Here is a 24,859-nt window from a genome sequence, read left to right as displayed (position 1 = left end):
AATGCTTTCTATCTGACGTGGTCCCCTGGAGTTCCGCGCGCTCAGGCCTGCGTGGAAAGCGTCAAATGGACGCACAATGAAAGTCGCCTGCGTCGAAATGACCGCGTCAGCCCATCGCCACCATGAAGGCGACGGAAATCGAGATCGGGGACATCAGGGTGGACAGCAGCAGCGACATCGACACCAGTTCCCGCCCCGTCTGGTAGCGCTCGGCGAAGGCGTAGACGTTGACGCCGATGGGCAGCGCCGCCGCGGTCACGGCGGGGGCCAGCCAGTCCGGCGGCAGGTGGAAGACCTCCACCGCCAGCACCCAGGTCAGCACCGGGTGCAGGACCGTCTTCATCACCGCCAGGACCAGCGCCTGGCCGAACTTGCCCGACAGCTTCCCGAAGGACAGCGCGGTGCCCAGCGTGAAGCAGGCGCAGGGCAGGACGGTGGCCGCGGCGTAGTCCGCCGCCTTCATGACCGCGTCCGGCACATGGACGCCGCTCAGGTTGAAGCCCATGCCGACGACGATCGACAGGATCATCGGGCTGAGCAGGGTTGCCTTGACGGCGTTGACCGCGGCGGCGACCGGCCGTCCGCCCGCCGTCCGCTGCGCCTCGGCGATCATCGTCGCGGTGGTGAAGAGGAGCGGCGACTGGAACAGGATCAGCAGCATCACCGGGATGGCCACCGACGATCCGTAGGCGTCCATCAGGATCGGCGCGCCGAGCAGGCCGATGGAGGAGAAGGAGGGGGCGAAGCCGCCGATGGCCGCCTCGTCCCGCCGCCGGATGGACAGCATCCAGGCGGCGCCCAGCGCGAAGATGATGAACGCCGCGACGAAGAAGGACGCCACGAACCCCCATTCGATGGGATCGGGGATCTTCGCTTTCGCCATCGCCGCGAACAGCAATGCCGGCAGGGCGTAGATGCCGAGAAAGCGCGACAGCCCCTGAGCCGCCGTGTTGCTGAAATTGCCCGATTTCCCGGCGTAGAAGCCGAGCGCGACCAGGACGAACATCGGCAGCACGATTTGAAAGATGAGCGTCATGGCGGCGGAAACCGGTCTTGGGGCGGCTCGAAGGGCTGTGCGGGTCGCCGGCGCGCGTGGTCCGGCGGATGCCGGGGGTCAGCGCAGGGTGGGGGTCTCGACGATTTCCGGTTCCGGCACGCCCAGCACCTCCATCAGCGACTTGCCGGCGTCGAGCTGCTGCGACCAGATCTTCTCCTTGGCCATCAGCTCCAGGCAGCGCCGCAGCACCTCGTCCATCACGGCCAGCGGCACCACGGTCACCCCGTCATCGTCGCCGATGATCAGGTCGCCCGGGTTGACCACCATGCCGCCGACGCCGGCCGGGACGTCCATCTTGCCGCCGAAGGCCTTGTGCGGGCCGCGCGGCACCGAGCCCTTGGCGAAGACCGGGAAGCCGATGGTCCGGATTTCCTGAAGGTCGCGGACGGAGCCGTCGATCACCAGACCGCCCAGGCCGCGCGACTTGCAGCCGCGGACCACCCATTCGCCGGCCAGCGCCACCTCTTCCAGGCCGGCGCCGGCGACCACCACCACCTCGCCCGGCTCGGCCAGGCTGCAGGCGGTCAGCAGCATGCTGTTGTCGCCGGGCATCGACACGGCGGTGCGGGCCTGCCCGCAGATGCGCATGCCCGGGGCGCAGGGCTTGATCCGGGCGTCCATGCTCTGGCAGCGGTTCTGCACGTCGGACGCGATGCTGCTGGGGACCGTCTTCCAGATGTCCAGCATGTCCGGGGACAGGCGCGGAAAATTCACGATGTAGCGTTGCATGGCCATGGGAGGGACCTCTCGTCGTCTGGATGGATTGCCGTCTGGGCTGGCTTATCGTCTGGGCTGTACGAAGCGGGGCTTGGAAGCGCGACCAGCGGCACCGCCGGTCGCAGCGCGACGACAGCGGAGCCGATGACGATCAGGCGGGGGAGGGCCGGTGTTGCCGGAGCGGCGGACGCCGGCCGGACAGGAACATCCTGTCCGGGAAAGTCACGGGCTCGGCCCGTCCGACGCAACCAGACCATCCATGGTGCATACAACCCTAATCGGATAAAAGTTCTATTTGTTTCGTCTTTGAAGCTTAGTCATTCCGGAGGTCATACGCAAGTAGGTTGCCAACAAGTAAATTTGTTCACGCCTTCATATGCGGTATGTGCGCGGGGAATGACCTACAAAGGCATGTCATTGACCGGATTGCGCGCCTTTAAATTGCGCCTTTCGGCAGGGCGCGCGCTGTATGGCTGCGCTGGTCCGGGGGCGGGTCGGTCGGGGGGCGAGGCGCCGGTCACGGCCGATGGAAGAGGTCGGCGCAGACTCGGGTTCAAAAACGAAGGCGCCGGTTGCGGAATCGCAACGCGCGGAGGAGGGGGCCGGCCGGGAGGGGAAAAACGAAAAAGGCCGGCACCCGAAGGTCCAGCCTTTCCATCAACCGTCCTGTTTCCCTTCGAAGGACCATCGTCCCCGCCGGGAGAATGGAGCGGGCGAAGGGATTCGAACCCTCGACCCCAACCTTGGCAAGGTTGTGCTCTACCCCTGAGCTACGCCCGCGCTCCGTTTCGCTGCCGTTCGGACCCTTGTTCGGTGCCGTCCGGCGGCGTGCGGCGGACTATACTCATGGATCGGCGCAATGCAAGCGTCATGTTTCACTTTTCTCGGGCGCCTCGACAGATTTTCCCCGCACCGCTAAAGATGGCTCCATGGACACCCGCGACACCCCCGAGGGCAGGGCCGAGGAGCCGCTGCCGACGAGCCCGGAGCAGCTCCTGGAGCATCTCGCGGCGCTCGGCATCCGCACCGTGACCCACCGCCACCCGCCGCTGCACACGGTGGAGGAGAGCAAGGCGCTGCGCGGCGCGCTGCCCGGCGGCCATTGCAAGAACCTGTTCCTGAAGGACAAGAAGGAGCAGCACTGGCTGGTCGTCGCTCTGGAGGACGCGCGGGTCGAGCTGAACCGCTTCGACAAGGTGATCGGGTCGGCGCGGCTGTCCTTCGCCTCGGCCGACCGGCTGTGGCGGCATCTTGGCGTGCGGCCCGGCTCGGTCACGCCCTTCTCCGTGGTCAACGACCGCGAGCGGCGGGTGAGGGTGGTGCTGCAGGAGCAGATGCTGGCCCATGACCCGCTGAACTACCACCCGCTGCTGAACGACCGCACCACGGCCATCGCCGCCGCGGACCTGCTGCGCTTCCTGCGGGCCGGCGGGCACGAGCCGCTGATCGTGCCCTTCGGCAAGGAGCCGCCGGACTCTCAGCCGACGCTTGCTTAACGCGCCCCGTGCGCTCATCTATCACGCGAGATCGCAAAGGGATACGTGACCGCCATGTTCTCCATTCCGCCCGCCAACAAGCCCGTCGCCGCCGGTGCCGCTCCTGCCGCCGGTGACCTGATCAAGGACAGCAGCGACCGCGCCTTCATGGCCGACGTCATCGAGGCGTCGCAGTCCGTGCCGGTGATCGTCGATTTCTGGGCGCCCTGGTGCGGCCCGTGCAAGCAGCTCGGCCCGATCCTGGAAAAGACGGTACTGGCCGCGAAGGGCAAGGTGCGGCTGGTCAAGATCGACACCGACAAGGACCCGATGATCGCCTCGCAGCTCCGCGTGCAGTCGATCCCGGCGGTCTACGCCTTCTTCCAGGGGCGTCCGGTGGATGGCTTCATGGGCGCCCTGCCGGAGTCGCAGGTGAAGGCCTTCGTGGAGAAGCTGCTGAAGCTGGCCGGCGCCGCGGGCGGCGGCGAGGGCGACATCCTGGAGGAGGCGCTGGCCCAGGCCAAGGAGGCTCTGGAGGCCGGCGACACCCAGACCGCGTCGGAGATCTACGGCGAGATCCTGCAGGCCGATCCGGAGAACCTGAACGCCGTGGCCTACGCCGGGCTGGTCCGCTGCCTGATCGTCAACGACGAGTTGGCCCGCGCCAAGCAGATGCTCGACAAGGTGCCCGAGCAGATCGCCAAGGACAAGGAGATCGCCGCGGCGCGCAGCGCGCTGGAGGTCGCCGAGCAGGCCGCCAACGCCGGCCCGATCCCGGAGCTGACGGAAAAGGTCGCTCGCAACGAGGACGACCACGAGGCCCGCTTCGACCTCGCGCTCGCGCTGTTCGCCGCCGGCCGGCGCGAGGCCGCGGTGGACGAGCTTCTGGAGCTGGTGCGCCGCGACCGCGCCTGGAACGACGAGGCCGCCCGCAAGCAGCTCGTCAAGTTCTTCGAGGCCTTCGGCCCGACCGACCCGCTGACGGTGCAGAGCCGCCGCCGCCTGTCCTCGATCCTGTTCCGCTGATCACGGGGACTTGCGGCCCGGGGGCGACTCCGGGCCGCGAGTCTGTTTCGTTCGAGTCCGTTTCGTTGGAGGCCGCTTCGTTCGCGGTTGCTCTGTTCGCCGTGTCCGGGGGTTCTATATTCGTCGCATGAGCCGGAACCCCATCGACCCGTCACCGGACCGCTTCCCGCGGCAGCTCCCGATCTTCCCGCTCGCGGGGGTTCTGCTGCTGCCGCGCGGGCGTCTGCCGTTGAACATCTTCGAGCCGCGCTACCTCGCGATGGTCGAGGACGCGCTGGCCGGCGACCGCATGATCGGCATGGTCCAGCCGACCGATCCGGCCTGCCGCCTGCGCGAGCCGGCGGTCTACGGCACCGGCTGTGCCGGGCGCATCACCAGCTTCGCCGAGACCGAGGACGGCCGCTACATCATCACCCTGACCGGGGTCAGCCGCTTCGCCATCATGCGGGAGCTGGAGGGCCAGCGCGGCTACCGCCGCGTCGCCGCGGACTGGGACCGCTTTTCGGGCGACCTGATCGACCCGCTGGAGCGCGGCGGGGCCGACGGTTGCGGGCTCGACCGCGCGCGTCTGCTGGCCGGGCTGAAGGGCTATTTCAAGATGCAGGGGCTGTCGGTGGACTGGAAGGCCATCGACGGCACGCCGGACGAGCGGTTGGTCACCTCGCTGGCGATGATCTGCCCCTTCTCGCCCAGCGAAAAGCAGGCCCTTCTGGAGACGCCGGACCTGCCGGAGCGCGCGAAGCTCTTGATCGCCCTGGTCGAGATGGCCATTCTCGACGGCCATGAGGGCGACGGCGGCAACGCGCTGCGTCACTGACCGTTTCCTTCGACCGATACCGCACTTTCCGACTGCGAGGCCCGATCCATGAGCGCCCACCCCCACGACGACACGCCCGCCGACGGCAAGACGCAGGCGCGCGTCGATCCGAAGCTTCTGGAGATCCTCGTCTGCCCGCTGACCAAGGGGCCGTTGCGCTACGACGCCGAGCGCGCCGAGCTTATCAGCGACCGCGCCGGGCTGGCCTACCCGATCCGCGACGGCATTCCGATCATGCTGATCGACGAGGCCCGCAGCCTCGACGGGAAGCCGGGGGCCGCCTGATGTCCGACGAGCAATTCGCGTCGGACGCCTTCGGCACCAAGCACTGGCCGGTGGAAGTCCGGCTGAAGAAGGAGGAGAAGCGGCTGGAGGTCGATTTCGACAACGGCCAAACCTTCTCCTACCCGGCGGAGTTCCTGCGCGTCCATAGCCCCAGCGCCGAGGTGCAGGGCCACGGTCCCGGCCAGAAGCAGACCGTCTCGGCCCGCCGCCATGTCGGCATCATGAGCCTGGAGGCCATCGGCCATTACGCCCTGCGGATCGTCTTCGACGACCTGCACGACAGCGGCATCTACTCCTGGAAGCTGCTGTACGAGCTGGGCGAGGACCAGGATCGCCTGTGGGCGGAGTATCTGGCGGAGCTGGAAGCCAAGGGCCTGAGCCGCGATCCGCGCGGCCGGCGCTGAGGAGACCGAAGGCGGGGTGCGGCATCCGGTCGCGGCCCCGCTGGTTTCCGTGTGGCCTTTCCGGGCGCCGGGGCGCGGTGTGTTGCGCTTTCATGAAAAGGGCGTAGATAACGGCTCATCGACCGTTCCTCCGCCGCAGGATGACCGCCGTGACCGCGACCGACCCGCCCGGCGCGACCGCCAGCCAAACCGCCGCGCCCAACACCGGTTCGCCACCTGCGAACGGCGCCGGACTGCCCGTTCCCACCACGCCCACGCCGAACGATCCGCCCGATGACCCGCCGCCCGTGGAGCGGGGGTGGGGTGGATGGACGCGCGGCTATGGGCGGCGCGGCAGCGCGTTGCGGCAGAAGCTGGCCACCCATTTGGCGGCCCGGCGGCGCAAGCGGCGCGCCTGGGCGCGCGACATCGCGCGGATCGTCCTGGTGGTGTCGATCATGGCGCTCGCCGCGCTGGCCGTGGAGATCGGGCGCAAGGCGGTGGTCGTGCTGAACCGCGCCGACCTCGGTGCCGTCCATCTGTTCGGGCAGCGCGACTGAAGCGCTTGATGTTCCCTCTCCCCTCTGGGGAGAGGGTTAGGGTGAGGGGGTTGCGCTTGTGCCGAACGTAACCGCCATGAACACCCCCTCACCGGCCCTTTGGGGCACCCTCTCCCCGGAGGGGAGAAGGCTGAGGATGGCGTGATCTCCTCAGGGAAGAATGACCACGTAGCGTTTCGTCGTGGTCTCCAGCACCTCCCACACGCCGTCGAAGCCGGGTTCCAGCGTGAAGCGGTCGCCGGGGCCGACCATCCAGCGGCGCCCGTCGGCGTGGCTGATGGCGCTGCTCCCTTCCAGGATCTCGCAATACTCCCACTCGTCGTAGACGATCCGCCAGGAGCCGGGGGTGGAGCGCCAGACCCCGGCGAAGCGTTTGCCGTCCGCCGATTCGTACTCGTTCCAGGTGGTGAAGACCGGGGCGCCGGACAGGATGCGGTCGGTGGCCGGGCCGCCGGTCTCGGGTTCCACAGTGGGGCGGGCGGGGTCGGTCAGCAGGGCGAAGCTCATCACACGTCTCCCATTCACCAGGCGGCGAGCAGCGGCGGCAGGCCGTGCAGGCTGTCGATGCGGCGGTAATTCTCGGTGGGCGGCTCGGCCACCTCGTGCGCCCAGGTGACGTGGTACGGCACATGGACGGCGTGGCCGCCCACGGCCAGCACGGGCAGGATGTCCGACCGCACGGAATTGCCCACCATGACGAAGCGCGCCGGGTCCACCCCGTGGCGGTCGAGCAGGCGGCGGTAGGTGGCCGGGTCCTTCTCGCTGACGATCTCGATGGCGTCGAAGCGCCCGGCGAGGCCGGAGCGGGCGATCTTGCTTTCCTGGTCGAACAGGTCGCCCTTGGTGACGAGCAGCAGCCGGTAGCGGCCGGACAGCCCCTCCACCACCTCCTGCACCCCGTCGAGCAGGTCGACCGGGTGCTCCAGCATGGCCTTGCCGAACTCGACGAGGCTCTGGATGTCGCGCCCGCCGATGTGCCCGTCGGTCAGGTCCACCGCCGTCTCGATCATCGACAGGACGAAGCCCTTGATGCCGTAGCCGTAGACGCGAAGGTTCTCGCGCTCGGCCTGCAACAGGCGCCGGTCGATGTCCGCGGGATCGGCCAGATGGTTGGCGAGCAGCGCGCGGAAGCGGTCCTGCGTCATCGAGAACAGGGATTCGTTGTGCCACAGCGTGTCGTCGCCGTCGAAGGCGATGGTGTCGATCATGGGAAAAACTCGGTGTCGGACGACGGTCGGGATCACAGGTAGGACGCCCTGCGGCGGCTGTCCAGCGCTCCGTTTCAAACCCGGTTTGTTGGTGAACTGCACAATTTGTGACGCCCAAAAGCTGTGCATTCGTCCATTATTCTTGCATCGGTGATATTCCTACGACAGCTATCGAGAAAGCTCACGGCTCGCATACCCACATGGCGGTGGCGGGTTTGCGCGGGATGAGCAATATTCTTTCTCACAAAGCGAGGGTGCGGCGGCCACTTCCGGCAGGCCCCCTCGGGACCTTCAAAGATAGGATGACCACCATGGCAATCGCTCTGCGCACGGCCCCCGCCGGCCGTACCCTGCGCCCTGCTCCGGTGGCGTATGTGCTGGACAGCGTTCTGGACACGTTCGCCCTGTGGCGGCAGCGCACCATCACCCGCCGCGAGCTGGCTCGGCTGGACGACCGGATGCTGCACGACATCGGCATCTCCCAGATCGACGTCGAAGGCGAGATCAGCAAGCCGTTCTGGAAGGCGTAATGCCGCTGTCACGGCTGCGGGAGACCGCAAGGAAAAGGGCCGCCCCCGTGTAAGGGAGCGGCCCTTTTCGCATTCGGGTCTTGGGGTTTTCCGCAAGCGGTCAAAAGAAAAGGCCACTCTTCCCGAAGGAAGAGTGGCCTTTTTCTTGGCCGAAACGCCGCCCGATCAGATGCAGATCTGCTGGAGCGGGGCGAAGCCGTTGAAGCAGACCGCCGAGTAGGTGGTCGTGTAGGCGCCCGTGGCGTGGATGCGCACGCGGTCGCCGGCCTTCAGGTCCATCGGCAGCTTGTACTCGGCGCGCTCGTAGAGCACGTCGGCGCTGTCGCAGGTTGGGCCGGCCAGCACGACCGCCTCGCTGTCGCCTTCGCCGTCGTCCCCCATCACCTGGATCGGGTACTGGATCGCCTCGTCCATCGTCTCGGCGAGACCGCTGAACTTGCCGATGTCCAGATAGACCCAGCGCTTCACGTCGTTGGCCGACTTGCGGGAGACGAGGACGACCTCGCTCTCGATGATGCCGGCGTTGCCGACCATGCTGCGGCCCGGCTCCACGATGGCTTCCGGCAGGCGGTTGCCGAAGTGGGTGCGCAGGGACTCGAAGATGGCCTGGCCGTAGGCGGTGGTCTCCGGCACGTCGGTGCGGTAGCGGGTCGGGAAGCCGCCGCCCAGATTGATCATGCCGAGGTCGACGCCCAGCACCTCAAGCTCGCGGAACAGCTGCGCCACCTGGAAGATGGCGTGGTCCCACTGCATCAGGTCCTTCTGCTGCGAGCCGACGTGGAAGGACACGCCGTAGGGAACGACGTTCATGCCCTTGGCCTTCAGCAGCAGCTCGCGCGCCATGGCGAGGTCGCAGCCGAACTTGCGCGACAGCGGCCACTCGGCGCCCTCGCCGGAGGTCAGGATGCGGCAGAAGACGCGGGCGCCGGGGGCGGCGCGGGCGATCTTCTCCAGCTCCGCCTCGCTGTCGAAGGCGAACAGGCGCACGCCCAGCTCGAAGGCGCGGCGGATGTCCGCTTCCTTCTTGATGGTGTTGCCGTAGGAGATGCGCTCCGGCGCGCAGCCGGCGGCCAGAACCATCTGGATTTCCGGGACGCTGGCGGTGTCGAAGGCGGAACCCAGACGGGTCAGCAGGCCGAGGATCTCCGGCGCCGGATTGGCCTTCACGGCGTAGAAGATCTTGGCGTCCGGGAGCGCTTCCTCCAGGTCGTGATAGTTCGCTTCCACGACGTCCAGATCGACGACGAGGCACGGGGTCTGCGGACGCTGCTCTTCGAAAAAGCGCGCAATCTTATCGGTCATCTCAGTCTCCCGGACGCAAGATGAAGGTGTCGGACGAATTGTGAAAAAGCAGGGGCGGAGCGGCCGCGCGCTGCTGACCGGTCAGAAAGAAAAGACGGTCAGGCGCTCAGGCCGCCCATACTGGACTGCCGTGTTGCCTTGCGGGGAAGGACCGGACTGGACAGAACCGGAAAGAGTCGGAGACGGGTGAGCCGGTGCCCACCCACAACAACATGAACCATCGTAACCTCCAAGACGCCGCCTTGCTTAAGGGACGGTCGGGGATCACGCGTTACGTCGTTGCATAACCACATCTCGAAAAGGACGAGGGGCGGGCCAGCGGCACGTGCGCTTGCGAGTTGCGGTTACATAGATCGAACGGGCCGCCTTTTAAAGTGAAAAATGCGACCGGGCGCAAAAAAGTAGCAAGCGTTACGCAAAGGTAAAAATAGGGAGGAATAACATGGACTTGAGTACGGCCATTCCGGTCTGGGACATCGCGGCCCGGCTGGCCGCGGCGGCGGTTTGCGGGGCGGCGCTGGGACTCGACCGCGAGATCCGGGGCAAGGCGGCGGGGCTGCGCACCCACACGTTGGTGGCCATCAGCGCGGCGGTGACGACCCTGGTTGCGCTGGAGCTTTACTGGGGCATGGCCGGGAAGGGGACCGGCGGGGGCGACATGGACCCTACCCGCGTCATCCAGGGCATCGCCCAGGCCATCGGCTTCATCAGCGCCGGGGTGATGTTCCGCGCCGGGACCACGGTGCGCGGGGCGACCACCGCGGCGCTGATCTGGATGGCCGGCGCGCTGGGCATCGCCTGCGGCGCCGGATTCTACGTGCTGGCGGGAATGGCGCTGGCGCTCTGCCTCGCCGTGACGATCGTCTTCTCCTACGCCCTGCGCTGGATGCCGGAGCCCGCCAAGCCCGCCAATTCCATCAAGCCCGCCAATTCCATCAAGCCCGCCAATTCCATCAAGCCCGAGGACTGACCAGGAGCCGGTGGGCCAGCGCCGCCCCCAGCGCGACCAGCCCGATGGCCGTCATCATGGGAAGCTGGCTGTCCGCGTGGGTGTGGCCGAGCACCACGCCGATCAGCGCCGCCACGGTCATCTGCACGAAGCCGACGAGCGAGGAGGCCAGCCCGGCCATCATCGGGTAGGGGCCGACCGCCCCGGCCATGGCGTTGGGCAGGGTCAGCCCGGCGCCCAGCATGAAAAGGAAGACCGGCGCCACCACCGCCGCCAGATGCAGCACCCCGCCCAACGCCAGACCCACCCCCAGCAGCCCGCCGGCCAGCGAGACCGCCGTGCCGGTGCGGATCATCCGCGGCCCGCCCAGCCGCGCGCTCAGCCGCCCGGCCAGGAAGGATCCCACCGCGTAGCCCAGCACCACCGCGGCGAAGCTTCCCCGAACTGCGCGGGCGTCAGGTGCAGCCGCCCGATCAGCACGAAGCTGGACCCGGAAATGAAGGCGAAGATGCCGCTGTAGGCGAAGGCCACCGTCAGCATCTGCCCGACGAAGCCGCGGTCGCGCAGCAGCAGCGCGTAGTTGGCGAGCAGCCGGCCGGGCTGCAGCGCCGTCTCGTCGCGGTTGGCGTTGGTCTCGCCCATCAGGGTCCAGGTGGCGGCCAGGATCAGCGCGGCGAAGCCGGTCAGCAGCAGGAAGTTGCTCCGCCAGCCGAACCACTCCGTCAGGACGCCGCCCAGGATGGGGCCGGCGGCGGGGGCCAGGGTCATGGCCATCGCCATGTAGGCCAGCACGGTTGCCGCCCGGTCGCGTCCGAAGACATCGCGCACCACCGCCCGCGCCACCACCGGGCCGCAGCAGGCGCCCAGCGCCTGGAAGAAGCGGGCGACGATCAGGGTTTCGATGTCGTCGGTCAGCGCGCAGGCGGCGCTCGCCACCAGATAGATGAGGATGCCGCCGAGCAGGGCGGGCCGCCGCCCGAAGCGGTCGGACACCGGCCCGTAGACGAGCTGCGACACCGCGAAGCCGGCGAGGAAGACCGACAGGGTCAGCTGCACCGTGGCGATGTCCGTGTCGAACACGGTGACCAGCGTCGGCAGGGAGGGCAGGTAGAGGTCGGTGGACAGCGGGCCGAAGGCGACGAGCGCCGTCAGCAGCACGCGGACGGTCAGGGAATCGGGACGGGGCATGGAGGAGGTCGGGCCGGGGGACGGAGGGAGGGGCGCACTCTAGCAGAGGCTTGGCGCGACCCCGTCACGGCGTTTCGGCATGACCGTCATTTTCGGGTGAAACCATTTCCACCCCCTCGCCGCCCCCTTCGCCATAGCGCAACAGCCGCCCGCCGTTGGCCTTCAGCCAGAGGCGCGGCGTGCGCACGTCGCCGGTCAACTGCGCGCACAGCGTCCAGAAGCGCTGGGAGTGGTTCATCTCGCGCAGATGCGCCACCTCGTGCCCCACCACGTAATCCAGCACGGACTCCGGGGTCAGGATCAGCCGCCAGGAGAAGGAGAGGCGTCCGGTGGCCGAGCAGCTTCCCCAGCGGCTCTTGGTGTCGCGCACGGTGACCGCGGCGACCCGCGCGCCGATCAGCGCGGCCTTGGCGCGCGACCGCTCGGCCAGCTCGCGCCGCGCCTCCGCCATCAGGAAGTCGCGCACCCGGCGGGCGACATGCTCCGCCCGGCCGCCGACCAGGATCGCGCCGTTCTCGCGCCGGGTCGCTCCGCGCAGGTCCGGGCTGTGCCGGATGACGTGGTCGACCCCCAGATAAGGCACCACCGCCCCGTCGGCGAAGGGAAGCTGCGGCGGCAGGGCGGCCAGCCGCGCCCGGACCCAGCCGTCGTGCCGCCCGACGAAGCGCAGCGCCTCGGCCTCCGGGACGCCCACCGGGATCACCACCTGGATCAGCCCGCGTCCGGCGTCCACCCGCAGGGTCATCCGGCGGGCGCGGGCGCTTTCCCGCAACTCCAGCGGCGCGGGCAGGCCGGCGACCGCCAGGGCGCGCGGTGCCTTCGGGCGTGGAGCCTGGGTTTTGGCCTGGGCTTTGGAGGGGTGGGATTTGCGGCGGAAGAGCATACCTGACTTATAGCCCGCGCGGCCGGCTCGGGCCAATGGGGGCGTTGTCCTTCACATTCAAACGGAATTTGTCCCAAGTGAGTTTTGCATGTGATATTTGACTCCGATGCCCAAGTGGCCGGATAAGTGTGCTGCAATCTCAGTTTTTGCGGTGAAGTTGTGGTCGAGTATATCCAGAAGAACTCAACCGAAGGTCATATGACTGATCGTGCGATCTGGCTTGAGGCTCTGGTCTCCGCCAACGGCGCTGCTCACGCTCTGCTTGGGCTGGACGCGCGGCTTCTCGTGGTCAACCAAGCTTTTGCCGCGGCCTTCGGCTGCCTGCCGGAAGAGGCGGACGGCAAGGAGCTGACCGAGCTGGGCGTTCCGGCGGCCATCGTATCCCAGGTGGAGGCGCAGGTCCGCCGTGTCGTCCTCACCGGGACCCCGGTGTCGGCCTTCGGCCTGCTGCCTCGGGGCGAAATGGTGCTGAGCCCGGTGCGCGATGCGGACGGGGTCGTCACCGCGGTCGCCGCCATCGCCGACACCAACGCCGCCGCTCTGGCCGCCGCCCGCGCCGAGGCCGAGTGCGCGAAGGCCGAGACCGAGCGGGTCCGCCAGGAGGCCGAGACGGGACGCACCGCCATCGGGCGCTTCCTGTCGGCGGCCAGCCACGACCTGCGCCAGCCTTTCCAGGCCATGCACCTGTTCCACCATCTGCTGATGAGCCGCCTGACCGATCCCGGCGCGCGCGATCTCGGCGAGAAGCTGGAAATGTCGATCGAGGCGGCGGAGGGGCTTCTGCGCGCTTTGCTGGACGTGTCGAAGCTGGAGGCCGGGCTGGTCCGGATGCAGGAGCAGACCTTCCCCATCGACGAGACGCTGGGCCGCCTGCTCAACGAGTTCGCGCCGGAGGCCGACGCCAAGGCTCTGCGCTTCAACGTCCGTCCCGCGGACGCGGAGGTGAGCACCGACCCGGTGCTGCTGGAGCAGCTTCTGCGCCCGATCCTGTCCAACGCCCTGCGCTTCACCGAATCGGGCGGCGTGCTGCTGGCGGCGCGGCGGCGCGGCGGCGCGTTGCGCATCGAGGTGTGGGACACCGGCCTCGGCATCGCCCCCGCCGACCAGTCGGCGATTTTCGACGACTTCCGCCAGCTCGGCAACCCGAACCGCGACCGCCGGCACGGGCTGGGGCTCGGCCTCGCCATCGTGCGGCGTCTGTCGACGCTGCTGGGCCTGCCGGTTTCGCTGCGCTCGGTGCCCGGCAAGGGCTCCGTCTTCGCGGTGGACGTCCCGCTGGCGGCGGCGAGCGCCGCGGAACTGCCGGTCGAGAGCAGCAGCGCAGCGTGACGGGGCGGGGGGCGCGTTTCCTCCCTCCCACCGAACGAACAGAGAGCGCCGTCCTCGCTTGCGCTTGCCGACCCGTCCATCGGCGCCGCGCCGGGCGTCGATGGAGCGCGCATACTTCCTCCGAAGGCCGGGGCCGTTCACGGCCCGCCGGCCCCGACGTCATGGTCTGGGTGCGCCATGGGCGCGGCCTGGGATCGGAGGGGAGCATGCATCGCAAAGCAGGGTGCCGGCTGGCCGGTTGTCTGGCGGGGATGACGATGGCCGCCTTCGTCGTCCTGCCCGCCGCCGCGCAGACGACGAGTTTGGACTGGGACCAGCGCGGCTGCGTCTTCGGTCCCCGGCCCGGCCTGGACCGGCTGGTGCCCGGCTACAACCCCGGTGCGCAGCCCTATTACTGCCCGCCGCCCGCCGCGCTGTATCCCGCGCCGCCGGTCGCGGCCCCGACGGCGTCGCACTATCTGTCGGCGCCGAGCCGGTCCTACTGCCTGCTGCGCTCCTCCGGCCTGATGGGGGACAGCCTGTCGCAACTGGCCGGGTCGCTGTGCCGGGACGATACCGCGCTGTGGGCGCTCGCCCAAACACGGCACCCCGAGAGATGACGTAAGGGTGATAGTCCGTACTGATACGTACGGCTGATTGACAGCCTCCCCCTCTATCCTTAAGGCTTGCAAAAAAGAAACACGCATGCGGGGAGGAAAACCATAGATGCCGGCGCAGCATCCATCACCGCCTTAAGTCCCGTTCCATGCCTTACGCAGGACCGACGTTGCAACCGCGAGGAGCGGATGCGGCGCGCCCCTGCGCGCGTGTTCCGGACACGTCACCAAATCTTCACAAGACCGTCGCGGGACCGCAACCCGCGCCCTGCATGTCAGCACATCACGCAATCGATTGGTTCCAGGGAGAGACCACCATGCTGACCCGCCGCAAGCTCGCCGTCTCGACGGCCGCCTTCGCGCTCGCCGCCGGTTTCACCGGTGCCGCCTACGCCCAGCAGAAGACCGTCGTCGAATTCTGGCACGGCCTGCCCCAGCCGCTCGGCGGCCAGCTCGAGCAGGTGGTGAAGGGCTTCAACGACAGCCAGGACAAGATCCAGGTCAACCCGACCTTCAAGGGCAGCTATCCGGAGACGATGCAGGCGGCCATCGCCGCCTTCCGCGCCGGCAACGCCCCGCACGTCGTGCAGATGTTCGAGGTGGGCACCGCCACCATGCTGTCCGCCGGCCCGGCCATCAAGCCGGTGCACCAGTTGATGAGCGAGACGGGGTCGGGCTTCGACGCCGCGGCCTACATCCCGGCGGTCCGGGGCTATTACAGCTCCAAGGACGGCAAGATGATGGCCCTGCCGTTCAACAGCTCCACCACCATCACCTTCTACAACAAGGACGCCTTCCAGAAGGCCGGGCTCGACCCCAACAAGCCGCCGGCGACCTGGCCGGAGGTGGCCGATGCGGCGCGCAAGCTGAAGGCGGCGGGCGTGACCTGCCCGATGACCTTCTCCTGGCCAACCTGGACGCAGTTCGAACAGGTCGGCGCGCTCCACGACAAGCCCTTCGCGTCGGAGGCCAACGGCTTCGGCGGGCTGAACGCCACGCTGAAGATCAACAACCCGTTCTTCGTGAAGCATCTCCAGACGCTGATCGACCTGCAGAAGGAGGGCGCGCTGCGCTACGGCGGTCGCGACAACGCCGCGGACTCGCTGTTCCCGTCGGGCGAATGCGCGATGATCCAGGCGTCGTCCGGCCTGCGCGGGCGCATCATCAAGGAGGCCAAGTTCAACTGGGGCGCCGCGCCGCTGCCCTACTGGCCGGACGCCATCTCCTCGCCGAAGAATTCGATCATCGGCGGCGCCGCCTTCTGGGTGATGACCTCGCCCAAGCGCACCGCCGACGAGTACAAGGCCGTCGCCGCCTTCTTCAGCTACCTCGCCCGTCCGGAGGTGGACGCCAAGTGGCACATGGACACCGGCTACGTCCCGGTGACACTCCAGGGCTTCGAGCTGGCGAAGAAGGAAGGCTTCTACGACAAGAACCCCGGCGCCGAGGTGCCGGCGGAGCAGCTGACCCGCACCGCCACCACGGAGAACACCATGGGGCTGCGGCTGGGCAACCTGCCGGAAATCCGCAACATCATCCAGGAGGAGATGGAGAAGGCGTTCCAGGGCCAGCAGACCGCCCAGCAGGCGCTGGACAACGCTGTGAAGCGCGGCGACACGGTCCTGCGCAACTTCGAGCGCGCCAACAAGAACTGAGCGTAACTCCCTCTCCCCTCTGGGGAGAGGGCAGGGGTGAGGGGGATGCGCTTGTGCCGGACGCTCCGCGATGCGCAACCCCCTCACTGGCCCTCCGGGCCACCCTCTCCCCGGAGGGGAGAGGGTTGAAAGGGATTCCATGCAACGTCGCGTGATTTTCGACAACAGGGCGCTGCCCTACCTGCTGCTGGCGCCGCAGGTGGCGGTGACGCTGATCTTCTTCATCTGGCCGGCGGCGCAGGCGCTGTGGCAGTCGGTGCATCTCCAGGACGCCTTCGGGCTGCGCAGCCAGTTCGTCGGGCTGGAGAATTTCCAGGCGGTGCTGAGCGACCCGAACTATCTGGAGACGGTCAAGACCACCATCGTCTTCAGCGCGTCGGTGACCGTCCTGTCGCTGGCCTCCGCGCTGGGGCTGGCGGTGATGGCCGATTCGAAGATCCGGGCGGCGTCGGCCTACAAGACGCTGCTGATCTGGCCCTACGCGCTGGCCCCCGCGGTGGCGGCGGTGCTGTGGATGTTCATCTTCAACCCGGACATCGGCATCCTGGGCCGCGCGCTGAACAACCTCGGCTACGCCTGGGACTACCGGCTGAACGACGGGCAGGCGCTGACCATGGTCATCCTGGCGGCGAGCTGGAAGCAGGTCTCCTACAACTTCATCTTCTTCCTGGCCGGGCTGCAGGCCATCCCGCGCTCCGTCCTTGAGGCGGCGAGCATCGACGGGGCGGGGGCGGTGCGCCGCTTCTGGACGATCACCTTCCCGCTGCTGTCGCCGACCACCTTCTTCCTGCTGGTGGTGAACATCGTCTACGCCTTCTTCGAGACCTTCGGCACGATCCACGCCCTGACCCATGGCGGGCCGGGCAAGGCCACGGAGACGCTGATCTTCCGCGTCTACCAGGACGGTGTGGTCAACCACGACCTGGGCGGCTCCTCGGCGCAGTCGGTGATCCTGATGGTCATCGTCATCGCGCTGACCGCCATCCAGTTCCGCTTCGTCGAGCGCAAGGTGCATTATTCATGACCCGCGACCGCGACACCCCGCGCTCCGGCGGGCGCCTGATGGACATGGTTCCGCACCTGATCCTGATGCTGGGCGTCCTGATCTTTGCCTTCCCGATCTACGTGACGATCATCGGCTCGACCTGGGACGCCGCCACCATCGGGCGCGGCAACCTGCCGCTGACGCCCGGCGGGGAGATGCTGAACAACTACGCCTCGGCCTGGAGCGAGTCGCAGGGCAACCGCGTCATGCACACGCCCGTGCGCATCATGATGTGGAACAGCCTGGTCATGGCGCTGGTCATCGCGCTGGGCAAGATCGCCATCTCGATCATCTCGGCCTACGCGGTGGCCTTCTTCCGTTTCCCGCTGCGCATGGTCTTCTTCTGGATGATCTTCATCACGCTGATGCTGCCGGTGGAGGTGCGCATCATCCCGACCTACGAGGTGGTGGCGAACCTCGGCCTGATCGACAGCTACGCCGGGCTGACCATCCCGCTGATCGCCTCGGCCACGGCGACGCTGCTGTTCCGGCAGTTCTTCCTGACCATCCCGGACGAGCTGGTGGAGGCCGCCAAGATCGACGGGGCGGGGGCGCTGCGCTTCTTCCTGGACGTGGTGCTGCCCCTGTCGCGCACCAACATCGCGGCGCTGTTCGTCATCCTCTTCATCTACGGCTGGAACCAGTATCTCTGGCCGCTGCTGATCACCAACAGCGCGGAGATGGAGACGGTGGTCATCGGCATCACCAAGATGATCGGCAACGGCGAGGCCGCGACCGACTGGAACCTCATCATGGCGACGACGGTGCTGGCCATGCTGCCGCCGGTGGCGGTGGTCGTGCTGATGCAGCGCTGGTTCGTCAAAGGCCTTGTGGACAGCGAGAAATAAGAAATGGCAACGGTCGATCTGAATCGGGTCCGCAAGTCCTACGGCGCCGTCGAGGCCATCAAGGGCATCGACATCAGCGTCGCGGACGGGGAGTTCCTCGTGCTGCTCGGCCCGTCGGGCTGCGGCAAGTCCACGCTGCTGCGCATGGTCGCCGGGCTGGAGAGCATCACCGGCGGCGAGATCGCCATCGGTGGGCGGGTGGTCAACGGGCTTGAGCCCAAGGACCGCGACATCGCCATGGTGTTCCAGAACTACGCGCTCTACCCGCACATGAGCGTGTTCGACAACATGGCCTACGGGCTGAAGATCCGCGGCCTGCCCAAGGCGGAGATCCAGGCGCGCGTCGCCAAGGCCGCGGAAATCCTGGAGCTTGGCCGCTTCCTCGACCGCCGGCCCAGCCAGTTGTCCGGCGGACAGCGGCAGCGCGTCGCCATGGGCCGCGCCATCGTGCGCGAGCCCGCCGCCTTCCTGTTCGACGAGCCGCTGTCCAACCTGGACGCCAAGCTGCGCACCCAGATGCGCGTCGAGATCAAGCGGCTCCAGGATCGGCTGGGCATCACCAGCCTCTATGTGACGCACGATCAGGTGGAGGCGATGACGCTCGCCGACCGCATCCTGGTCATGAACCACGGGGTGGCCGAGCAGGTCGGCACGCCGCTGGAGGTCTACCAGCGCCCGGCCAGCCTGTTCGTGGCGGGCTTCATCGGGTCGCCGCCGATGAACGTGCTGGACGCGCGCTTCGACGGTGCCGGGCAGGCGGTGGCGCTGCCCGGCGGCACCGCCTTCCTCCTGCCGCGCCCACGCCCCGACATGGCCGGACGGCCGGTCAAGCTGGGCGTGCGCCCTGAGCATCTCGCCGTCACGCCCGGCGACGGGCCGCTGATCGTCACGGTCGATCTGGTGGAGGCGCTGGGCGCCGACACGGTGGTCTACGGCCGCCTGCCGGACGGTGAAGCGCTGGTGGTCCGAGTCGCCGGCCTGCCGGCCTGCCGCGAGGGCGAAACCCTGCGCGTCGGCGCGCCGCCCGACGCCCTGCACCTGTTCGACTCGGAGAACGGACGGCGTCTGGCGGATTGAACGGGGTGGGGCGGTTGCAATCGCCGGTGCCCCGTGTCCCACTGTCGATCCGTCATGTCCCGCCGGAAACAAGGATAAGAAACGTCATGAAGCTCTACCTGAAGCCGGGCGCCTGCTCGCTGTCGCCGCACATCGTCCTGCGCGAAAGCGGCCTGGCCTTCGACGTCGCGGCCGTCGACCTCGTCGCCAAGAAACTGGAGGACGGCAGCGATTTCCTGGCCGTCAACCCGAAGGGCCAAGTGCCGACGCTGGCCTTCGACGACGGCGCCGTCCTGACCGAGGGCGCCGCCATCGTTCAGTGCATCGCCGACCGTGTGCCGGAGAGCGGTCTGCTGCCGGCCGTCGGGACGATGGAGCGCTACCGCGTGCTGGAGTGGCTGAACTTCATCGGCACGGAGCTGCACAAGACCTTCAGCCCGCTGTTCCGCCCGACCACGCCGGACGCCTTCAAGGACATCGTCAAGCAGACGCTGACCGCCAAGTTCGCGGTGGTGGAGGCCGGGCTGGCCGGTCAGGATTACCTGACGGGCGACCGCTTCACGGTGGCCGACGCCTATTGCTTTACGGTGCTGCGCTGGGCGCCGCGGGTCGGCCTGCCGCTGGACGGTTGCCCGAACATCACCGCCTACATGGCCCGCGTCGCCGCGCGCCCGGCGGTGGCTGCGGCGCTGGCGGCCGAAGGGATCGCCTGACTCACCTGTTCGATCCCGAGACAGGCTGGTGATTGCCCGAGTAGACTGCTCGGGCAATCACCAGCAGGGAGGGGGCGAAGACCCCGACGAGCATGAGCGCAACCGACCGCAAACCCGTTCCGCCCTTCCACCTCGCCTTCCCAGTCCGCGACAAGGAGGAGGCGCGCGCTTTCTACGCCGGCCTGCTGGGCTGCGGGGTGGGGCGTGAGTCCGACCGCTGGATCGACTTCGACCTCTACGGCCATCAGGTGGTGGCGCATGTGACGGAGGAGGCCGGGACCCGCGCCACCAACCCAGTCGACGGCGAGGACGTGCCGGCCAGCCATTTCGGCGTGATCCTGGATTGGGACGACTGGCACGCGCTGGCCGACAAGCTGAAGGCCGAAGGCTTGCGCTTCCTCATCGAGCCGCAGATCCGCTTCAAGGGTCAGGTGGGCGAGCAGGCCACCATGTTCTTCCTCGACCCGAGCGGGAACGCCCTGGAGTTCAAGAGCTTCCAGGACATGGGACAAATTTTCGCGCGGTGACTCCGGCATCAATGCTTTGACGCCATCGGCATTTCCTTCACCCCGGAAGGGAAGATCCGGCCCAGGCCGACGGTCCGTTTTTCCCCTCACCTCGGCGAAAGCCCATGTTTCCGCGTCATCGGAATGGCATGGAAGCTGCTAATGGAAAATTGCCGAAGCAATTTTTCCGGTCAACCGTGAGGTGTCCCATGAGCAGCCTGCCCGCCGCCGCGCCGGGATTTGAATCATCAAGAGCGTACGCGCAGAACGGCGGCGTGGGCACCCGCTTCTCCGCGGCGACCAAGGCCAGTCCGGAGATGATGGCGCGCGTCGGGGTCGGCAATTCCGCCTTTCAGCAGCAGATGAGGATCGCGGCGGACCCGAACGCCGTGGACCCGGCGGTTGCAGTGCGCGGCCGCGCCGTGCAGGCCCACACCGTGTTCCGGCAGGGCGGCCAGGTCGTCGCCGCCGTCTGGCGGGATGGGCAGACGCAAATGAGCAACGGGCTTGCGGCGCGGCTGGACTGGAGCGCGCTGGAGCGGCAGACCGCCGCCCTGTCCGACGCGCAGCGGCGGGACGTGATCGCCGCGGCCATCACGAAACAGCTCGGCGGGGGCATCCAGGTCCAGCGCTACGGCGACAGCGGTGCCGCGCCGACCCGTGGCGCGGTGATCGACGAGCAGGCTGTGGCAAACCGGGCGGTGCGCGACGGGCGGTGAGCCCGCCGCGCACCCGACAGACTTCAGGCCGCGGACCGCTTGTTCCCGCCCGGCTGACCGCCGTGCGGAGCGGGGCGGCGGTTGTGGCGGTTCTGCTGGTTGGCCGACACCTTGGCCTTCAGCGGCTGGTCGCCGGTGGCGCCGGCAACCCGCGCGCCCTGCGGCGCCGGCGGCTTCGCGCCGTGGGCCTTCGGTGCCTGAGGCTTCTGGCCCTGCGGCTTGTTGCCGCCGGCCTGCTGCTGCGGCTGACCGCGGCCCGGACGCGGCTGCTTGGGCGCCGGCTTCGGCGGCTTGGCGGAGGAGGCGTGGATCGCCGCCACCACCGACGCGTGGTAGGGATGGTCGTGGTCCGCCGGAACCGGCTGGCGGATGGTCTTTTCGATGGCCTTCAGATAGGCCACCTCCTCGGCGTCGCAGAAGGATACCGCGCTGCCGTCGGTGCCGGCGCGGGCGGTGCGGCCGATGCGGTGGACGTAGCTCTCCGGCTCGTTCGGCAGGTCGAAGTTGATGACGTGCGTGATGCCGTCGATGTCGATGCCGCGCGCCGCGATGTCAGTCGCCACCAGCGCCTTCAGGTCGCCGCTGCGGAAGGATTCCAGCGCACGCACGCGGGCCGACTGCGACTTGTCGCCGTGGATCGCGTCGGCCGGGACGCCGGCCTTCTTCAGATGGTCGGCGATGCGGTCGGCGCCGTGCTTGGTGCGGGCGAAGACGATCGTCCGCTCCATGGCGCCCTCCTGGAGGAGGTCGGCGAGCAGGCGGCGCTTGTCGGCGCGGTCCACGAACAGCACGCGCTGGGCGATGCGCTCCACCGTGGTGGACTGCGGCGCCACCTCGATCCGCTCGGCGTCGGTCAGGATGCTGTGCGCCAGCTCGACCACGGCTTCCGGCATGGTGGCGGAGAACAGCAGGGTCTGGCGCTGCTTCGGCAGGACCGCGACCACCTTCCGCACGTCGCGGATGAAGCCCATGTCGAGCATGCGGTCGGCCTCGTCCAGGACGAAGATCTCGACCTGATCGAGCACGCACTGCTTCTGGGCCATCAGGTCCAGCAGGCGGCCCGGGGTCGCCACCAGCACGTCGGTGCCGCGGGCCAGAGCGGCGACCTGCGGGCTCTGCCCGACGCCGCCGTGGATCACCGTGCGGCGGATCGGCAGGTGCCGGCCGTAAGTGCGGAAGCTCTCGCCGATCTGCAGCGCCAGCTCGCGCGTCGGCGTCAGGATCAGCGTGCGCGGCGCCTTGGCCTGCACACGCTTCTTGTTCTGGAACAGCCGCTGCAGGATCGGCAGGGTGAAGGCGGCGGTCTTGCCGGTGCCGGTCTGGGCGAGGCCGAGCACGTCGCGGCCCTCCAGAAGAACGGGGATGGCGCCGGCCTGGATCGGCGTGGCGGTCTGGTAACCCTCTTCGGCGACGGCGCGCAGAAGGGGCTCGATCAGGCCGAGGCCACTGAATTCGGTCATACGGGGAGGGTCCTGGTCACGTGAACAGAGGCTGCACCTGGGCCGTGCCCGGACTCTGCCGGGGGCGGCGTGGCTTGGGGCGCTCCGCCGCGGGAGTGCGCGGAGCCATCAATTCACCGTGGGAAGGCGCAAGTGGCGCCGGTACCGGGACGACAAGGAGCCGGCAGCCCCAAAGCAAAATCGACCGGACACACATAGGCGGTGGGGCGGCTTTTGGCAAGCAAACAAGGGCCTTGGCCGCGTTCCGGACCGGAAATGTCCCTATGTCGGCCGTCCTTGGCGGGAGACAGTGAGGGGAGGGTGGCGCCGTCGCACCGGGCGTGCGGCCTTTTGCCGCGTTAATTCCCGGACAAAAAAACGGGGTATAGGATTGCGAATGAATTTCAGTATTATGATGCGCGCTGCAGCATGGCGCCCCGGATCACGGGATACGGCGCCGCAACGGATGGCAAAGGCGGTGGGGCAATGACGTCGCGTCTCGAATCCTTGTGCCTGGAAAAGGGACTGAAGATGACCGGCCAGCGCCGGGTCATCTCCCAGGTCCTGTCGGAGTCGGAGGACCATCCCGACGTGGAGGAGGTCCACCGCCGCGCCGTCCTGATCGACCCGCGCATCTCCATCGCCACGGTTTACCGCACCATGCGCCTTCTTGAAGACGCGCAGGTGATCGAGAAGGTGGACCTGGGCGATGGCCGCGCCCGCTATGAAGAGGCGTCTACCGACCATCACCACCACCTGATCGACACGCGCAGCGGGCGGATCATCGAATTCGCCAGCCCGGAGCTGGAGGCGCTGAAGGAGCGCATCGCTCGGGAGCTGGGCTACCGCATCGTCGGTCACCGGCTGGAAATCTACGGCGTTCCGCTCGACAGCGTGTCTCTCGACGGCGGCGACGCGCTGGACGGCAACTCTGGGCAAGGCGGGGAGCGTCGATGAAGAGCATGCGCTGGCTGACGATCGACCCCTACCCGGCGGTGAGCCTGAATTGCCGCGACGCGGTCCAGCGCTGCTACGCCGGCCTGTGCGACTGCGGCCAGCCGGAGCGCTACGCGCTGGAGGCGGCGGTGACCGTCTTCCGCTACCACCATCCCGAAACCCCGCCCTTCCAGGCCGAAACCATCGTCAGCCAGTGGGTGGCCGGCCCGGTCCGGCACTGACCTCCCGCCGGCCGCCTCACCCGAGCCGCCTCACCAGCGCCGCCGCTTGCGCTCCAGCGTGTCGGGGGCGAAGTCCTCGGGCCGCAGGGTCTTGGCGAAGTCCGGCGGGGCGAGTTGGTTGTCGAGGCCGCTCACCACATAGCGGTCGCCCGTGAGATCGTAGGTGATCTCCAGCGCCGGGGCGAAGACGGGCAGTTGGGGATAGGCGATCCCGTGCGCTTCCGCGTAGCGGACCAGATCGCCCTTGGCGTCGTAATGGTCGGCCATGACGATCTGCCAGGTGTCCTCGTCCAGATAATAGGTGCGCTCCGGCAGGGCGTGGCGGAAGTTGGGCTTCACCCGCGCCTCGACGATCCACACCCGGTGCATCTCGTAGCGCATGAATTGCGGGTTGGGGTGGCCCAGCCACAGGAAATCCACCGGCGCCAGGCCGGGCGTGTTCATCCGGTTGGCGTTGTAGGGCACATACATCTCCCGCCGCGTCACCAGCGCGAAGTCGAAGCGGTCGAGCGGGCCGCTGAACATGTCCAGCATGTCGGCGGTGCGGATGCCGCCGCTGGCCGGGTCCGGCGTGTCGTAGACGAAGTCGGGCGCGCGGACGGGCTTGCCGGTCTCCCCCTGGCGGAACCAGGCGGCGAAGCCGGACTGGATCGGGTTCAGCGTGCCGTGCAGCAGCAGGGTGGTTCCGGCCTCCGCCTTGGGCATCAGGGTGGTGCGGCGGTAGTGGAAGGGGCGGCCGCCGTCGATCCCGGCGGCGTAGCTGGACTGCCAGTCCTCGCGGTAGACCGCCGCGGTGTGGATGCCGCCGGATTCCGGCAGGATGGTGGCGCCGGTGCGGCTGAAGAAATTGCCGCGCCAGCGCAGGATGTGGTTCCACATCGCCTGCACGCCGTTGGCCGGGATGGGGAAGGGCACGCCCACCCGCGCCCCGCTCAGCGCCAGACCGTTCTCGCCCAGCCGGGCGCGCTTGGCGTTCTCGATCGATTCGTCGTAGACGCGCTGGGGGGCGGCGGCGCTGCGGCGGCTGGGGAAGACCGGAATCTCGAAGGACGGATACTTGGTCAGCATCTCTTGGAGGCCGGCGGACAGGCGGACCTTGTAGCGGTCGATGTCCGCCGGTCCCACAGTGAACCAGCGCCCATCCTCGTCGTAGGGATCGGGCAACGGGGTGCCCGGCTTCCAGCCGCCGGGGGCTTGGGTCAGCCCGCCCTTCCAGGCCGGAATGGCCCGCGTCCGGCTGGCGTCGCGCACCGCGCCGAAGGGGGTCAGCTCCTCCCCCAGGGCGGGAACCTTCTCCTGCGCGGCGAGCGGGGCCGCATAGGGAAGCACCGGCAGGGAGAGCAGCAGGCTGGAGAACTGGCGGCGGTTCATGCGCGTCTCGCGGCGTGGCGGGTT

The 24,859-nt window shown here is 68.3% G+C and carries 29 protein-coding genes and 1 tRNA gene; 19 read left to right on the top strand and 11 right to left on the bottom strand.

Features of this window, described 5'->3' with window-relative positions; all coding sequences use genetic code 11:
- Positions 1-106 precede the first annotated feature (106 nt).
- The 3 genes from ACWPN7_RS17125 to ACWPN7_RS17115 all read right to left on the bottom strand — a co-directional run bounded on the left by ACWPN7_RS17125 (position 107) and on the right by ACWPN7_RS17115 (position 2,554).
- A complete protein-coding gene (locus ACWPN7_RS17125; protein WP_137103977.1) occupies positions 107-1,036 on the bottom strand; it encodes an AEC family transporter in 930 nt (309 codons plus the stop codon).
- 78 nt (positions 1,037-1,114) lie between these two features.
- Complete coding sequence (locus ACWPN7_RS17120; protein WP_038529755.1) at positions 1,115-1,792, bottom strand: RraA family protein; 678 nt, start codon at positions 1,790-1,792, stop codon at positions 1,115-1,117.
- Positions 1,793-2,479: 687 nt separating this feature from the next.
- A tRNA-Gly gene (locus tag ACWPN7_RS17115) sits at positions 2,480-2,554 on the bottom strand.
- Between the two features lie 149 nt (positions 2,555-2,703).
- Here ACWPN7_RS17115 and ACWPN7_RS17110 point away from each other — a divergent pair.
- From ACWPN7_RS17110 to ACWPN7_RS17085, 6 genes are all read left to right on the top strand, one after another.
- The gene (locus ACWPN7_RS17110) at positions 2,704-3,270 is read left to right on the top strand and encodes a prolyl-tRNA synthetase associated domain-containing protein (protein WP_456530879.1); all 567 of its coding nucleotides are present in this window, start codon (positions 2,704-2,706) and stop codon (positions 3,268-3,270) included.
- Between the two features lie 54 nt (positions 3,271-3,324).
- The gene (locus tag ACWPN7_RS17105; protein WP_456530880.1) at positions 3,325-4,275 is read left to right on the top strand and encodes a tetratricopeptide repeat protein; all 951 of its coding nucleotides are present in this window, start codon (positions 3,325-3,327) and stop codon (positions 4,273-4,275) included.
- 127 nt (positions 4,276-4,402) lie between these two features.
- The gene (locus ACWPN7_RS17100; RefSeq protein ID WP_174440763.1) at positions 4,403-5,092 is read left to right on the top strand and encodes an LON peptidase substrate-binding domain-containing protein; all 690 of its coding nucleotides are present in this window, start codon (positions 4,403-4,405) and stop codon (positions 5,090-5,092) included.
- 48 nt (positions 5,093-5,140) lie between these two features.
- Positions 5,141-5,377, top strand: a complete 237-nt coding sequence (locus ACWPN7_RS17095) for a Trm112 family protein (protein WP_014238566.1) — start codon at positions 5,141-5,143, stop codon at positions 5,375-5,377.
- Positions 5,377-5,781, top strand: coding sequence for a gamma-butyrobetaine hydroxylase family protein (locus ACWPN7_RS17090; protein ID WP_038529747.1), 405 nt, complete (start codon positions 5,377-5,379; stop codon positions 5,779-5,781). The genes ACWPN7_RS17095 and ACWPN7_RS17090 overlap by 1 nt, the downstream gene beginning before the upstream one ends.
- A gap of 149 nt (positions 5,782-5,930) precedes the next feature.
- Positions 5,931-6,320, top strand: a complete 390-nt coding sequence (locus ACWPN7_RS17085) for a hypothetical protein (protein WP_459197718.1) — start codon at positions 5,931-5,933, stop codon at positions 6,318-6,320.
- Positions 6,321-6,470: 150 nt separating this feature from the next.
- Here ACWPN7_RS17085 and ACWPN7_RS17080 read toward each other — a convergent pair whose 3' ends face one another.
- Both ACWPN7_RS17080 and ACWPN7_RS17075 read right to left on the bottom strand, forming a co-directional pair.
- Positions 6,471-6,827 (bottom strand): cupin domain-containing protein, encoded by a 357-nt coding sequence (locus ACWPN7_RS17080; RefSeq protein ID WP_459197717.1) that lies wholly within the window; start codon positions 6,825-6,827, stop codon positions 6,471-6,473.
- A 14-nt stretch (positions 6,828-6,841) separates the two neighbouring features.
- A complete protein-coding gene (locus ACWPN7_RS17075) occupies positions 6,842-7,528 on the bottom strand; it encodes an HAD family hydrolase (RefSeq protein WP_201043023.1) in 687 nt (228 codons plus the stop codon).
- A 311-nt stretch (positions 7,529-7,839) separates the two neighbouring features.
- Here ACWPN7_RS17075 and ACWPN7_RS17070 point away from each other — a divergent pair, with 311 nt between their 5' ends.
- Complete coding sequence (locus ACWPN7_RS17070) at positions 7,840-8,058, top strand: DUF1127 domain-containing protein (protein ID WP_014238561.1); 219 nt, start codon at positions 7,840-7,842, stop codon at positions 8,056-8,058.
- A gap of 165 nt (positions 8,059-8,223) precedes the next feature.
- Here the strand turns inward: ACWPN7_RS17070 and ACWPN7_RS17065 are convergent, their stop codons facing one another.
- Positions 8,224-9,360: a type III PLP-dependent enzyme gene (locus ACWPN7_RS17065; protein ID WP_014238560.1), complete on the bottom strand. Its 1,137-nt coding sequence runs from the start codon at positions 9,358-9,360 to the stop codon at positions 8,224-8,226.
- Positions 9,361-9,802: 442 nt separating this feature from the next.
- Between ACWPN7_RS17065 and ACWPN7_RS17060 the strand changes: the two genes are divergently transcribed.
- The gene (locus ACWPN7_RS17060; protein WP_149650587.1) at positions 9,803-10,330 is read left to right on the top strand and encodes an MgtC/SapB family protein; all 528 of its coding nucleotides are present in this window, start codon (positions 9,803-9,805) and stop codon (positions 10,328-10,330) included.
- On the opposite strand, the gene ACWPN7_RS17055 is transcribed toward ACWPN7_RS17060, so the two are convergent.
- The 3 genes from ACWPN7_RS17055 to ACWPN7_RS17045 form a co-directional block, all read right to left on the bottom strand.
- On the bottom strand, positions 10,314-10,733 hold the full coding sequence (locus ACWPN7_RS17055) for an MFS transporter (protein ID WP_492273396.1): 420 nt from the start codon (positions 10,731-10,733) through the stop codon (positions 10,314-10,316). The two genes, ACWPN7_RS17060 and ACWPN7_RS17055, sit on opposite strands and share 17 nt — an antisense overlap.
- Positions 10,688-11,497 carry a multidrug effflux MFS transporter gene (locus tag ACWPN7_RS17050; protein ID WP_492273395.1) on the bottom strand — a complete coding sequence of 270 codons (810 nt, stop codon included), beginning with the start codon at positions 11,495-11,497 and terminating at the stop codon, positions 10,688-10,690. The genes ACWPN7_RS17055 and ACWPN7_RS17050 overlap by 46 nt, the downstream gene beginning before the upstream one ends.
- Before the next feature lie 64 nt (positions 11,498-11,561).
- A complete protein-coding gene (locus ACWPN7_RS17045) occupies positions 11,562-12,380 on the bottom strand; it encodes a M48 family metallopeptidase (protein WP_103040407.1) in 819 nt (272 codons plus the stop codon).
- Between the two features lie 198 nt (positions 12,381-12,578).
- Here ACWPN7_RS17045 and ACWPN7_RS17040 point away from each other — a divergent pair, with 198 nt between their 5' ends.
- The 9 genes from ACWPN7_RS17040 to ACWPN7_RS17000 all read left to right on the top strand — a co-directional run bounded on the left by ACWPN7_RS17040 (position 12,579) and on the right by ACWPN7_RS17000 (position 20,847).
- On the top strand, positions 12,579-13,709 hold the full coding sequence (locus ACWPN7_RS17040; protein WP_459197716.1) for a PAS domain-containing sensor histidine kinase: 1,131 nt from the start codon (positions 12,579-12,581) through the stop codon (positions 13,707-13,709).
- Positions 13,710-13,915: 206 nt separating this feature from the next.
- Positions 13,916-14,308, top strand: a complete 393-nt coding sequence (locus ACWPN7_RS17035) for a hypothetical protein (RefSeq protein ID WP_200775770.1) — start codon at positions 13,916-13,918, stop codon at positions 14,306-14,308.
- A gap of 314 nt (positions 14,309-14,622) precedes the next feature.
- The gene (gene ugpB, locus ACWPN7_RS17030; protein ID WP_200775769.1) at positions 14,623-15,960 is read left to right on the top strand and encodes a sn-glycerol-3-phosphate ABC transporter substrate-binding protein UgpB; all 1,338 of its coding nucleotides are present in this window, start codon (positions 14,623-14,625) and stop codon (positions 15,958-15,960) included.
- A 139-nt stretch (positions 15,961-16,099) separates the two neighbouring features.
- Positions 16,100-16,984, top strand: a complete 885-nt coding sequence (ugpA, locus tag ACWPN7_RS17025) for a sn-glycerol-3-phosphate ABC transporter permease UgpA (RefSeq protein ID WP_014238552.1) — start codon at positions 16,100-16,102, stop codon at positions 16,982-16,984.
- On the top strand, positions 16,981-17,853 hold the full coding sequence (gene ugpE, locus ACWPN7_RS17020) for a sn-glycerol-3-phosphate ABC transporter permease UgpE (RefSeq protein ID WP_081862990.1): 873 nt from the start codon (positions 16,981-16,983) through the stop codon (positions 17,851-17,853). The genes ugpA and ugpE overlap by 4 nt, the downstream gene beginning before the upstream one ends.
- A 3-nt stretch (positions 17,854-17,856) precedes the next feature.
- Positions 17,857-18,930, top strand: a complete 1,074-nt coding sequence (locus ACWPN7_RS17015) for a sn-glycerol-3-phosphate import ATP-binding protein UgpC (protein ID WP_459197715.1) — start codon at positions 17,857-17,859, stop codon at positions 18,928-18,930.
- Between the two features lie 86 nt (positions 18,931-19,016).
- Complete coding sequence (gene gstA, locus ACWPN7_RS17010) at positions 19,017-19,622, top strand: glutathione transferase GstA (protein WP_103040402.1); 606 nt, start codon at positions 19,017-19,019, stop codon at positions 19,620-19,622.
- Between the two features lie 92 nt (positions 19,623-19,714).
- Positions 19,715-20,149, top strand: coding sequence for a VOC family protein (locus tag ACWPN7_RS17005; protein WP_200775767.1), 435 nt, complete (start codon positions 19,715-19,717; stop codon positions 20,147-20,149).
- Between the two features lie 188 nt (positions 20,150-20,337).
- Positions 20,338-20,847, top strand: a complete 510-nt coding sequence (locus tag ACWPN7_RS17000) for a hypothetical protein (protein WP_459197714.1) — start codon at positions 20,338-20,340, stop codon at positions 20,845-20,847.
- Positions 20,848-20,870: 23 nt separating this feature from the next.
- Here ACWPN7_RS17000 and ACWPN7_RS16995 read toward each other — a convergent pair whose 3' ends face one another.
- Positions 20,871-22,307, bottom strand: coding sequence for a DEAD/DEAH box helicase (locus tag ACWPN7_RS16995; RefSeq protein ID WP_137115529.1), 1,437 nt, complete (start codon positions 22,305-22,307; stop codon positions 20,871-20,873).
- Positions 22,308-22,772: 465 nt separating this feature from the next.
- Between ACWPN7_RS16995 and ACWPN7_RS16990 the strand changes: the two genes are divergently transcribed.
- Together ACWPN7_RS16990 and ACWPN7_RS16985 are read left to right on the top strand one after the other, a co-directional pair.
- Positions 22,773-23,243: a Fur family transcriptional regulator gene (locus ACWPN7_RS16990; RefSeq protein ID WP_051657984.1), complete on the top strand. Its 471-nt coding sequence runs from the start codon at positions 22,773-22,775 to the stop codon at positions 23,241-23,243.
- Complete coding sequence (locus ACWPN7_RS16985; protein ID WP_014241688.1) at positions 23,240-23,464, top strand: hypothetical protein; 225 nt, start codon at positions 23,240-23,242, stop codon at positions 23,462-23,464. The genes ACWPN7_RS16990 and ACWPN7_RS16985 overlap by 4 nt, the downstream gene beginning before the upstream one ends.
- Before the next feature lie 30 nt (positions 23,465-23,494).
- Here the strand turns inward: ACWPN7_RS16985 and ACWPN7_RS16980 are convergent, their stop codons facing one another.
- Positions 23,495-24,835 (bottom strand): DUF1329 domain-containing protein, encoded by a 1,341-nt coding sequence (locus tag ACWPN7_RS16980; RefSeq protein ID WP_038529718.1) that lies wholly within the window; start codon positions 24,833-24,835, stop codon positions 23,495-23,497.
- Positions 24,836-24,859: the final 24 nt, after the last annotated feature.

The organism is Azospirillum sp. UENF 312511, assembly GCF_058780635.1.
The sequence above is the reverse complement of the archived record's forward strand: the minus strand, read 5'-3'. Positions and strand labels throughout refer to the sequence as shown.